The sequence below is a fragment of the uncultured Dokdonia sp. genome, assembly GCF_937910895.1.
Classification (GTDB): domain Bacteria; phylum Bacteroidota; class Bacteroidia; order Flavobacteriales; family Flavobacteriaceae; genus Dokdonia.
Genome location: NZ_CALEMI010000051.1, coordinates 1 through 12,209, shown reverse-complemented (window position 1 = coordinate 12,209; position 12,209 = coordinate 1). Strand labels below are relative to the sequence as shown.

Below are 12,209 nucleotides of genomic sequence, written 5' to 3'. Positions count from 1 at the left end.
TTTATAGTCATAGCACTAATGGGATGGTGGATGGCTTTTTCAGCTCATTCCGTTTACTGTCAATCGATGGTTATTAGGTTTTCATAATTATTGGTTTCAAACTTGTTTCCGTTATGGGATTACAAATTGAGTGTGAATGGCAAATGGTTGTTCTATTTTGCTTTCTGTTTTACGGTACGGCTTATTAAGACCACTTTACCGTTGGCTTGTTTTATTTCGATATTTTGATATTCGTGCTGTTTTAGAATGTCAATGATTCTATCTTTCTCGCTAATGCGTTCTGTTCCTTCTATCATATCGATCTCTCTATTCTTTTTGGTCACTTGGACAGATTGATATGATTCACTTCTCAGTATGAGCATTACTTGGATTTCTTCTTTATTTAATCCTGCAAAAGCGTTGAAATTAGGCTCAGAAAAAAGGACAGCTATATTTTCTTTGACTACTTTATTTAAGCTTAATACAATGTGGTTGGTCACTTCGCCTTCCTGCAAGAGCTTTACATATTCATAATCGTCTGCGAGATATATGTTTCCCGCCACATCAGTTATTAAGTATAACGCTTTCGCGAAAGCGAGAACTTGAACAGCTGAGTATTCTAACTTACTTATGCTTTTACCTACAATGGTTGTATTCTCAAAAAGAAATTTCCTAACAGGCTTTATTCTCTCATTTGCAAATCCCAGATTGCGATATTCAATGATGATACCCATCCATAGAATATCGATGAGACTAAATTTTTTCCATCCACTATCAGTATGGCGTTGATCTTCAAAGAGACCTATATCCTGCCAGTGGGTAATCATACGTCTTTCGGCATTTACGATGTATTTATTAGCATATTCCTTTTCGTTGAGTAATCTCAATAATTTTGAATAATCTGGATATTGTTCTTTCAAGACTTTTATTTTGATAATACAAACATACTATTATAAACGTTACGAAACAAAGACGTTTTTACTTTGTTTCTAAAGAAAAAATATATTTTTTAAGAATATCGCTCTCATTCTTTTGAGCATCAAGTAAATTTTGATTACTTTTTTTAAGTTCTTTTTGTAGCGATTTGACTTCGGCGCTGTGCAATGCTGCCATCTTTTCAATCTTTTTGGATTTCTTTTTTAAATGAGAATTAAGTTCTTTATTTAATTTTTTATTTTCTTTCCTCATCTTCTTTATGATTTTATAAAATTCGTCAACACACTCTTTATCTAGCTTTGCCATAAGATTTATTATCATTGTGTCGATGTCCATTGAGCCGCCATTTACCTCGTTTTGAACATTTTTAACTTCTTTTATGGTACCACGGTTTCCAGCGTGAGTAGTTGTATTATTATTTCCCGTATTATGAACAGAGTTATTAGAATTGTTGACTGTGCCTTTTGATTTAGGAAGATAATTCAACGCATCACGGCCGTAGAAGTAATTCATATCTACATCAAAAATTTTTGCAAAGTTTATAAGTGCCAGATGCGGTATATGCTTTGACCTGCTTCTTACAGATGAGATAATACTTCTATTAGATGGATAAATTAATTTTCCAAGGCTACTATCGTTACTTGGTTTAATACCCATCTCATCATTCTTCTCTAATACTTCATCGATGGCATCTATAAACTTAAGATCAATGGTATCATAATCTAAATTTTCTTTCATTTTATCTACCTTATTTTGAGTGACTTGTTCCTTTTTCTCTACCTTTTTTACATTCATTTAATTCTATAATCTGAAAATAATTATTTGTTTTTGTTGCTTATTAAGCAACGTTTATACATATATTTGACCAAATAAATGCTTATTTAGCGTTAAATTGTTGTCAAATTTACAAAACTTTTACACGGAATTGTCACACGAATCACATAAAATTTATAATAGATGTATCAACCAGATGAAATTAAAGCCATTACGAGAAAAATGCACAAGTATTTTGATAATCCCATTGCGCTTGTAGCTAAAGAATCGGGAAAATCAAGACCAACGGTTTCTAAATTTTTTAATAGGAAAGAAATTAGGCCATCTAGCGAAGAACTTATTTACGAAGCCTGTCTGACTCTTTTAGAATCTAAACACGAGAAAACATTGCGCAATAGTAAAAAGGGAAAAGTACTCACAGAGAACCTGCCTTTAAAGTCGCAAACGTCGATGAAATTATAATGCAGATCTCATCTTATGAAATTTGCAGAAGATAGCCCAGACCAAGGTTTCCTTAGCCTTATCAAAGAAATCAAGGAAGAAATAGAGATGCTAAAAAAGCACCACAAGCCGACTAGTGAGATAGACAAAGCACACACTTTGCTGTTTCATAACAGTCCTAAAAATGAGCATAGTTAATTATTCCATTGCCTTTAAGGCATTGGATTATCACATAAAAGAACACAACCAGAATACAGATCAACTTTCCAACCGCATACGCCAGGCCATTGCCGCTACTGCAAAGGATATCATTAAGATTTACGGACTTTCACTACTGAAAGCGAGTAATGTCACACAACTTGATCCACAAAATTTACCGCCTCTAAAGACCAACAATCTACAGTTGGCTAAAATGGGCAACGCCAGTCCTCGTACCATCCAGCGTCACTTAAAAAGACTCATAGATGCAGGGATTATTATCAATAAAATATGGCACGGTACCAATTCTGGATATGACCTCTGGGTCGAGCCAAAAATCTTGTTAGCAAACGGTTTAAAACAGGTTGATAAGCCCAAAAATGAGCAAGACTCACGGAATTTACAACCTACACACAATCAACATCTTAAAAAAACACATACGACAACTTGTCGTCATACAGACTCTAGTAACAATGGTTACATAAATAATTTAATAATAGGCGTTGATAACTCAAGCCGAGCCAAGCTATTCGGAGATAAAAGGAATTCGCTACCGCTCACAAAAGAAACAACGTCACGCAACGCTTCTAGCAACACTTTTACAGGATACACAGGGAAAAAATGCCCCAAAAAATCCAAAGATGCAGGGGAAAATGCGCGGAATCGAGCCACAAATCAAACTGGCGCCGAAAATTTGCCACGAGATTCGGCTCGTTCCGCTTCCCTTTCTGTTTATGTGAATGCGCTTTGGACGCTTTCGCGAAATGTGCTCTACCAAGACACCTATCTCACAGAATCACAAATCAAAATTGGTAAAGAGTTACTCTGGCAATGGTATAATCCAGTAGCCGATAAACATCTAGCAAATGTGCATCAATGCTATGTAGATCGCATAGAACTCGTACGGAAATATCTCGCCAAAGACCCAGAGCGTCGCTTCGTGCAGTTGCCAAATCAATATTTTGATCCTAAAAATAAAACAGGTTTTGCCGGCACAAAAAAATGGTGGCGAGACCACAAAAAACGCCAGGTAGAAGTGCAACTAAAACTCATCGTTGCTGCGCAAATACGCAGATTTCTAAACAACGAAAAAAAAGATACTGCCAAACAAAAACCGAGATTGGCACTTTTCAGGCAATGTGAGACGAGAATAGGTAAACTGGGACAACCTGAGCTATTGCAACACTTTCACGCAAGTGTGCTCAACCCTTCTACACAACGATTTTTATACACCAATATTTAACGAATGAAACGCATTTTCAAAAAGAAAAACGCTGCCCTGACCAACAAACTCAAGGGAGCGATTGCCGAGATATCTATTGATGTTTTTGGCTATGAGAAAAAGATCTCGCATAATATCAAGAATTATACACAGCAGATTGCCACTTGGCAACAACTTCCCGTGGAGCGATTATATCTGCGTATTTACCAAGAGCAGCACAAAGTTCATTCTTACCTGTACAATCAGGATGTGCCTTTGAAAAAAATCCCTACTGATGAGCTGGCGTTCTTTTTCCTGGAAGAAAGTATTGCTGCGCTACCCAATGTGCGCAACAAGATTGCCTTCAGTATCAAAAAGTATCTCAAGGAATTTGCCACGGCCAATCAAATCTGTGAGCAAGATGTTCAGATCTGGCTAAATGTCAAAGAGGATGTTGTAACAGTTAAAGCTTTTCACAACAAGACCTACGTCAAGGAAATTTCACTTTTATCACTCATTAAATACTTTAAATAATGCAACAAAAGAAAAAAGGCTGGAAACTCGGCCAAGACTCAGAAACTAAAATGATTGTCTGGTTCAAAGATGGTAATGTGCGAACGATGTACTCTATCGACTGGCGCCATAAATTATCCAAAACTAAAAGTAAGGAAACTGGTCTTTCGCGCTTTCGCAAAAAGATAAAGGAATACGGACCACTTGCGGGCACTATTGAGATTTATGACAAAGCTACTGGACAACGTATTGCCAAATTCTACGAAGGAAACGAGATGAATATTAATGCTGAAACCAATTGATATGAGAACCATTTTAGAATTAAAAGCACGACTGAAGAATGAAACCTTATTCAGCAGAAAATATCCTGATTATGAAGAAGACGATGATAAAGTTCATTTGCTGTATGTGTCTCCTTGTTTAGATTCCACAGGGTATTACCGTGCAATAACACCTGCGTTAGAACTAAATAAGACATCATCTCATTGCGCGATTATTACCGCTATTGAAACCTTCAACTTCAATAAGCGCTTTGAAGATTATGAGAATCTGATTGATGAAAAACTATTATACTGGGCAGATTATGTGATCTTCCCAGTTATCTTTTCAGATATTGATTTCTTTATAAAAGCGATTCGTGTGTTGCGACCAGATGTTCAATTGATAATGGATATCGATCAAAACTTTACCGCTATTCCTCAAAGTCACGCATTGTCGCGCAAAGTCAACACTCGTGACAAAGAGCAATTATTATCTAATATGATTTCTATGGATGTGGTTACAACTGCTACTAAACCACTGGCTAGTTTTTACAAAAAGATCCTGCACGACAATTTTCCTAATCATAGTACACACGTTGCGCAATTGCCCTCTTTAGTGTCACGACTAGGATACGAAGAAATACCGCCATTAAAACGTAATGAGTCTGAAACAATCAGGATTGGGATTATAGGTAGTAAAAGTCAGCTTGAAGATTTGCTAGTTCTTAAGGAACTAGTTGCAAAAACTAAAGAAGTCCCTAAGGAAGGAGTTCAATTTGTATGCTATGGTTGGGATGGAAAAGATAGTAATGACGAGCTAGTTCTTAAAGGACTAGCAATAGAATATCATAAACCTGTGGCGTTTGAAAATCACTTTAAAAAACTGAATGATTTGGCACTGGATATGGTTCTTTTACTTTCTGAAAAGAACCGCTTTTCTCAATGTGCGCCTTACACTGAGCTATTGGAAGGTGCTGTTTTTGGTATTCCAGTAATTGCATCAAAATTTCATTCAGCGGAACAAGTCCTTAAGGAAGGAGAAACAGGATTACTTGCCGAAAGCGCTGAAGATTGGGTAAACGCTATCCAACGTTTAGTTTCTAATAAAAAGCTACGCGATCAGATGGGTAAGAATGCCCTGAAGTCTATTTGGATGGAGCAGCATTTTACGAGCAGGCAACTTCAGAGGTTTCAGGATTTGTTTATTTAAAAATCAAATAATTTATATAAACTAATCTCCTTTCTTGTGCTTATGTGGTTTTAATGATGGCGTATTTCCACCAGTCTTTTTATTATCTCGTTGGCGTCTGTCTGGTTTTCCCGTTGATTTGGCAGTTCTTTTTGGACCTGGTTTAATTCCCATAATTTTAAGTTTAAATTCTTTACTAATTTAATCATTTATAAGCTCGTTAGAAATTTAAGTTTTCAACTTAGTTTGAATTTTTTTAGAAAAGACCATTGTACCGATAACTTCTTTTTCTATTTATCCCACCCATAAATTCACAACCCTAGCCACCGCTAGGGTTTCTTGATTTTAGACTAAAAAACTAAATGCTGTAACGTACCGCAACCCCTTTCCCTTACGTCACTTTCGCGAAAGCGAAATCTATATTTATCCCAATACACACCACAAACTAGTCCCTAAGCGACTAGCAAATTTTGGGAACGCAAATGCAATTAACCAGTACATTCAACAAACAGAAAAAAGGCATCGAGCTTCACTTTAGCGAAGTCCTTCCTAAAGAACTAGCATTTCATTTGAAGGAACTTGGTTTTAAGGAAACACTGTCAGACCCAATGAAATGGTATGTTGACAATCATCCTGCATACTGTCGCTATGTCGAAGAGTTGGAAAAGGAATTTGTAAAAGATGGCGATTGGAAACACGTATTGATCCATCCATCTTTTGAGTCGTCCTTAGAAAACATTGACAAAGGGCAATTTACCTATGTAACGATCTTCCTTAAGGGGCAGGAAAAAGCAGAACAGGAAAACTATGTCGTTTTTGATTCTTACAAGAAAGTCGCTCACGAGATAGCGAGTCGTTTTGCAATGCGCAAGTATGGCGATACACTCAAACATATAGAAGTACATCCTCGCAACTACAAGAGAAAGTCACGCGTCCTGTTTAGAGATGGGAAAGTGATTGATGGTATGGTAGCTTTAGAAAGTGTACCTATCCAAAACGAAGTCGTTAAGGAAGTAGCTGAAAATGATGAACTAGTCGCTAAGGAAGGAGATGCTGCAAATGACAAAGTCCCTAAAGAACTAGCTGAAGAAAAAACAGAAATCGGTAAAGAACCAGAAAATGATTCTGGTTATAAAACAGATGCAGAACGTAAGCTTTCCACAAGATCTGTTTTAAAGGAAGTCATAGAAAAACTGAACGAGCAAACCGAAGATCTGGACGGCGAACCTGAAACTATTATCGCCACCACCGTAATGGATCTGGAAGACGCTGCCGACCAATGGAGCGAAATTCATTTTAAAAATCATCTTTTAAAAGCACTTCAAAATTTTAAAGATTGGGTGTACGATCTGGATATTAAAGATCGGGCGATGGCATTAATGCAAGTGAACCGGTTGAATCAATCTTTGAGTCTGGAGCTTATTCCCTTAAAAGAAGTTGAAACTGAAGCTCGGTCTATTGCCAAAGATATTTTTAATCGCGATCATATCGTTCCCAATGTGCTTGTTCCCGTTCACGCTGGCGAGCCATTTCAGTCTGGCAGTTTGACCATAGGCGATGGCAACTTCTTAAAATTTAAGTTTCCCCAACTTTATACAGTTAATGATGAGAACTTGAAACAAGTGTCTGGTTTGGAGCTCTTTCAATTGTCACAGATGCCACATCCCAACGATTATGGTATTGCTGTAAATCGCTCGACGCTGTTGCAGGAATGGGAAAATCGTGGGCCAGAAGCATTTGCAACCATCGGCTATCCCACTGATCTCAATTATCCTTATGTAAACATTCACACAGGCTATAAAAGTGTCTCGCCATTGGGAGCCGAAATCGACATCGAGGATTACAGCCACAAGTGGTGGTCTGTGGTAGAGCATTCACGTCCCATCGCAAATCCACAGAAAGGAATTGAGATTATCGATGCGATGTTATTGCAATTGGTAGAAGATCATCTGGACTATGTGAACCCTAAAACTGGTAAACCCAAAACGGATAAGAAATCCAAAGAAGCCTTTAACGAGATGCAATGGCAGATGAATCGTTTGGAGCGTTCTAAGTCCAATATTCAGGATTATTTGGATGGACAGCAAAAGCCAGACAACAAACCGAAATCACTTCCCAAAAAGCAAAAGACTCAAAAATCAACTACTAAAAACGATTATATAGATCGTGTGGTGGCTGTGATGCATACCGCTTTCGCGAAAGCGGAACGCCTATCAAAAAAGAAAGTCGAAGCATTAAAAGAAGAAACCGGCGCACCCAATTTAGGTGCACTCTGGGAAGCTGTGGAATTGAGTTGGTTACTGTGGTACAAAATGCTCTACAAAGAGCCAATCGCTTTTGAAAGTCGCTTGCGTAAAATGGATTTTTTCTGGAGTCAAGTTCAGCCGACATACGCCTATTCAGACAGTAGCAAAGAATTGTACAAACAGTATTCAACGCCTTGTCCCATAGGCGCCATCGTCGCAGAATACACCCAAATGAAGGATGCAGAATTCATCTTTGAACCAAGTGCCGGCAATGGCCTGTTGCTCGTAGGCGCAAATCCTAGAATCACGCACGTTAATGAGATTGACAACAGCCGAAAAAAATCACTAGAGTATCAGGGTTTTGGCCGCATCACAAATAACAATGCTGCCGAACCTTTTCCTGAAGTAATGAATAAAGTGCACGATGTGGTTGTGACCAATCCGCCATTTGCACGATGGGAAGCGTCCAAATTTGATAAGCAGCGTATCGCCAATAAATATTTCAACAAACAGCGTGGGATAGCAAACCATATTCGTCTGGAACACTTAATGGCAGGACTGGCGTTGCACACGATGAAGGGTGATGGCAAAGCGGCGATCATCATTATGGGTCACGTGTATTTTGGCGAAGATGGTTTGTTTGCAAAATACCGTCCATTTTTCAATTGGTTGTACCGTCATTATCACGTGGACGATATTATCAATATGAACAGTTACAAGCTCTACAATAAGCAAGGCGCTGTGACAAAAACGATGCTCATTCTAGTAGGTGGTCGCAAATCAAAACCATCTGGTGTTGCGCCAGATCAGACTAAAGCGCCAGAATTAAATACAATGGTTGAGACCTTTTTCGATCTCTGGAAACGTGTCAAGTCACACATTAAACCAAATTTAAATACACTCATCTCGCAACTTAAAAAAGCACGAATACAATGATATTTTATAACAACCAATTAATGTCTGGCGATGTCAAAGCGCGACTGTTTATGGTTTCAAACCCTTCAAAATTTGAACGGTTTGAAGATCACGAAGCAGGCATATTCATCCAACTACACGAACTCATTGAGCAAGCTAGAGCAACGGGAGAAGATCCTATAGCACTTATTGAAGAATACTTAGAAGTCATCTACAATGATGGGACTAGTACTGAAGAAATTGCGAGCTTTTTATTGGAAACCGATAAGATGCAAACCGCGCTGTGGACGCTCAAAGAAAGTTGGGATAAAATGGACGACAGCCTACCCACTAATTCATTAATGTATGGTGGAATGGACAAGGAAGATGCCGTGCAATTGTATTCAGAAACCACGCTTCGCAGCTACTTAGAAGCTTTAGCACTTTTCAAAAATGAATAACGAAGAACTCGATATCAAGGAAGCTGAGTACAGCCAGAACGCTGATGAAGTAGCAAAACTTGCCACTCAGGAAGCGGCATTAGTGCCTTATGCGTCCAAGTCGCAAGCACCTTACAAAATGAATACGCTTATCCCACGCAATATGGCTTTTGAAGTACAAAAGTCATTGAACCGTATCGTTAAGGACAAAGGCAATATTGATAATTATGTGCGCAATCAGCTCAAGTATGAATCTACTAAAGAGATGTGGAAAGGTCTCGGCGCAGAACAGGTGGATGCTGTGGGATTATATCTCAAGCAATTTGAGAACGAGCAAGGCATTATCATAGCAGATCAAACGGGAATTGGGAAAGGCAGGCAAGCAGCGGCGGTGATACGACACGCAGTTATGCAGGGCTTTCTTCCCGTTTTCTTTACCAAAAAGCCAGATCTTTTTACAGATATGTACCGAGATCTCAAAGCGATTGGTTTTGACAACATCCGCCCATTTATCGTCAACACAGATACGGATTCCAAGGTAAAAGATGCCCAAGGAAATGTCGTCTTTACACCGATGATCAGTAAGGCACAATATGAGCTGATTACCACCGAAAAAGAATTTCCCACAGAAAGCATCGAGTCTATTGAGTGGCACAAGAAAATCGGTAAGAATTTACCAGATCCAGACAAGTTGCCTTTCATCACGATTACGGAAACCTTAGACCATTTGCCTGTAGGTTACGATATGATTTTTTGCACCTATTCTCAAGTACAGTCTGCACATCCTTATAAACGATTGTGGCTGGAAAGTATGGTAAACAATGGTCTGGAAGGCAGCAAGAAATACAAGAAGGTCATCTTTATTCTCGATGAGTCGCATATGGCAGGTGGTTTTGATTCCATCATTGGGACGTGGATGCGGAATGTATTACCACAAACTAAAGCGTGTTGCTTTTTGAGTGCCACCTTTGCCAAATATCCAGAAGTGATGCCGTTTTATGCAAAGAAAACCGCAATTGCAGAAACTGGATTGACTGATGCCAGTTTTGTGCGATCAATGACTAGTGGCGGTTTAGCGCTTCAGGAAATTGTGGCGTCCAACCTTTCTGAAAGTGGTCAGCTCATTCGTAGGCAAAGATCAAATGAAGGCATTAAAATAGATTATATCACGCTCGATGCAGAGCCACAGCGTAGCATCAGTCGTGCGAGTGTCAACAGCATCATTTCATTGATGAATGAAGTTGTTCAGTTTGAACAGGAATTTGTGGCGCCTATTTTGGCAGATATTCACGCTTCCGCGAAAGCGCAAGGCGAGCATATGTCTTCCAAACCGAGAAGTCTGGGCGTAAAGCAATCGCCATACTTTTCCAGAGTTTTCAATATTGTTGACCAAATGCTGTTTGCTCTTAAGGTAAAAGATGTGGTTGATCATACCATCAAATTGCTGAAGGAAGACAAAAAGGTAGTGATCGCTTTTAAATCGACAATGGGTGCATTTTTAAAGGAAATGAACTTGGTAAGTGGCGATGTGATTCCCAAGGAACAAATAGATTTTGTGAGAACTTTGGTTCGTGGTCTGGACGGAATTTTCAATTACAGTTATACCGCTATTGATGGCTCAAAAACACGTGAGCGCATAGAACTGGAAGAGCTATCACAAAAAGGTATCGAGAAATACAAAGACATTAAAAGTCGAATGGTTCTGGAGAGTTCAGGACTTTCTATTTCGCCTATTGATGAGCTGATTCACTTTATTGAGAAAAAGAAAAAACCAAAACATCTTGGTGGCCATACCGATTTATATTTTAAAGTAGCCGAAGTCACAGGTCGTAATCAACGCATTGCGATGGATGGCGACGAAGCTGTGGTGCAATCCTTCCGCAGTAATACGGAGCGATCTTTTAGGATGTTCAATAGTGGCGATTATGATGTGTTGCTGATTAATCAAAGTGGTTCCACAGGCTCATCGGCACACGCAAGTAAAGATTTTAAGGATCAGCGGCAGCGGGCGATGATTGTGCATCAATTTGAATTGGATATCAATACCGAAGTTCAAAAGCGTGGTCGTATCAATCGTACTGGGCAAGTGGTGTTGCCTGAATACTATTACATCACAAGCGACATTCCTACGGAAAAAAGATTGATGACTATGCTAAAGGCGAAATTAAAATCGCTGGATGCGAATACCACAGGATCACAAAAAACCAATGATGAAACTTTAAAAAGTGCCGATTTCCTAAATAAATATGGAGATATCGCTGCCTGGAATTGGGTAGATGAGAATCAGGAAATGATGGAGCAATTAGGTTATCCTACCTATCAGAAGAAAACTGATAAAAACGGCTACATACGTTATGAGCGAAATGGTTTTAAGGATGGAGCTGTACGTCAACTAACTGGTCGTGCTGGGTTGCTGAAAGTGGAAGAGCAAGATGCACTTTATGATGATCTTCTGGAACGTTATGACCATCAAATCAAACTTGAAAAACAACAAGGAACTTATGATCTGGAAACAGAGTTCCTGCCACTTGACGCAGAAACTAAAAAGCGCTTTCTGTTTCAGAAAGGTCAAGGTGGCGCTACACCATTTGGAAAAGATACAGTGCGCGATATTACGATTGTCAATAATCTAAAACGACCGTTTACCAAACAGGATATCGATAAGCGAATTACTGATGCGCTTGAAGGACAGAAACCTGTTCAGGTACAAATGAAAATGGTAGATGCTATCAATGAGAAGTATCCATTGCTTATTGAAGAGCGTAAAGCGAAAAAGCTTGAAGTCATCAATAGGCTAAAAGAAGATCGTGACGATTTACCCCAGCGTGGTAGTGGCGATACCGAAAAAGAAAACGAGCGTATTCAGTCTGACTGGACAAAGCTGGAAGAAATTATTCACGCCAAGACATCTCAACTCGCCACCTATGTGGCAGGATTGGAGAATACGAAGCGTTCTATCGTCAGGTATATCACAATGTGGAACATTGGCGACGTGGTGCGCGTTCCGTTTATTGGGACAACCATCAATCCATCTTGGGGAATCTTCTTGGGCGTGAGCATCGGTAAGTCTGGTAAGAATCCATATACGCTGAGTAACATCAGTTTAAAATTTGGAGTTACAGATTCACGAAAGATTCT

Annotated in this window: 12 protein-coding genes; 9 read left to right on the top strand and 3 right to left on the bottom strand. The window is 39.1% G+C overall.

Going from position 1 to position 12,209, the window contains the following annotated elements:
• Positions 1–152: 152 nt before the first annotated feature.
• Both Q0505_RS06165 and Q0505_RS06160 read right to left on the bottom strand, forming a co-directional pair.
• Complete coding sequence (locus Q0505_RS06165) at positions 153–899, bottom strand: DNA-directed RNA polymerase subunit beta (protein WP_299210246.1); 747 nt, start codon at positions 897–899, stop codon at positions 153–155.
• Between the two features lie 58 nt (positions 900–957).
• Positions 958–1,710, bottom strand: a complete 753-nt coding sequence (locus tag Q0505_RS06160) for a hypothetical protein (RefSeq protein WP_299210244.1) — start codon at positions 1,708–1,710, stop codon at positions 958–960.
• A 162-nt stretch (positions 1,711–1,872) separates the two neighbouring features.
• Between Q0505_RS06160 and Q0505_RS06155 the strand changes: the two genes are divergently transcribed.
• The 6 genes from Q0505_RS06155 to Q0505_RS06130 are packed head-to-tail and all read left to right on the top strand — an operon-like array spanning position 1,873 to position 5,512.
• Positions 1,873–2,151 carry a hypothetical protein gene (locus Q0505_RS06155; RefSeq protein ID WP_299210242.1) on the top strand — a complete coding sequence of 93 codons (279 nt, stop codon included), beginning with the start codon at positions 1,873–1,875 and terminating at the stop codon, positions 2,149–2,151.
• A 15-nt stretch (positions 2,152–2,166) separates the two neighbouring features.
• The gene (locus Q0505_RS06150) at positions 2,167–2,328 is read left to right on the top strand and encodes a hypothetical protein (protein WP_299210240.1); all 162 of its coding nucleotides are present in this window, start codon (positions 2,167–2,169) and stop codon (positions 2,326–2,328) included.
• On the top strand, positions 2,315–3,571 hold the full coding sequence (locus Q0505_RS06145) for a winged helix-turn-helix domain-containing protein (RefSeq protein ID WP_299210239.1): 1,257 nt from the start codon (positions 2,315–2,317) through the stop codon (positions 3,569–3,571). The genes Q0505_RS06150 and Q0505_RS06145 overlap by 14 nt, the downstream gene beginning before the upstream one ends.
• Positions 3,572–3,574: 3 nt before the next feature.
• Positions 3,575–4,063 carry a hypothetical protein gene (locus Q0505_RS06140; protein ID WP_299210237.1) on the top strand — a complete coding sequence of 163 codons (489 nt, stop codon included), beginning with the start codon at positions 3,575–3,577 and terminating at the stop codon, positions 4,061–4,063.
• A gap of 50 nt (positions 4,064–4,113) precedes the next feature.
• Positions 4,114–4,344 (top strand): hypothetical protein, encoded by a 231-nt coding sequence (locus Q0505_RS06135; RefSeq protein WP_299210235.1) that lies wholly within the window; start codon positions 4,114–4,116, stop codon positions 4,342–4,344.
• Between the two features lies 1 nt (position 4,345).
• Positions 4,346–5,512: a glycosyltransferase gene (locus Q0505_RS06130; RefSeq protein WP_299210233.1), complete on the top strand. Its 1,167-nt coding sequence runs from the start codon at positions 4,346–4,348 to the stop codon at positions 5,510–5,512.
• A gap of 21 nt (positions 5,513–5,533) precedes the next feature.
• On the opposite strand, the gene Q0505_RS06125 is transcribed toward Q0505_RS06130, so the two are convergent.
• Positions 5,534–5,665 carry a hypothetical protein gene (locus Q0505_RS06125; RefSeq protein ID WP_015361296.1) on the bottom strand — a complete coding sequence of 44 codons (132 nt, stop codon included), beginning with the start codon at positions 5,663–5,665 and terminating at the stop codon, positions 5,534–5,536.
• Positions 5,666–5,973: 308 nt separating this feature from the next.
• Between Q0505_RS06125 and Q0505_RS06120 the strand changes: the two genes are divergently transcribed.
• The 3 genes from Q0505_RS06120 to Q0505_RS06110 form a co-directional block, all read left to right on the top strand.
• Entirely contained in the window at positions 5,974–8,673 is a 2,700-nt protein-coding gene (locus Q0505_RS06120) for an N-6 DNA methylase (protein ID WP_299210229.1), read from the top strand.
• Positions 8,670–9,092, top strand: coding sequence for a hypothetical protein (locus Q0505_RS06115; RefSeq protein WP_299210227.1), 423 nt, complete (start codon positions 8,670–8,672; stop codon positions 9,090–9,092). The genes Q0505_RS06120 and Q0505_RS06115 overlap by 4 nt, the downstream gene beginning before the upstream one ends.
• On the top strand, positions 9,085–12,209 hold a 3,125-nt coding region (locus Q0505_RS06110), incomplete at its 3' end, for a strawberry notch C-terminal domain-containing protein (protein ID WP_299210225.1). The genes Q0505_RS06115 and Q0505_RS06110, both read left to right, overlap by 8 nt.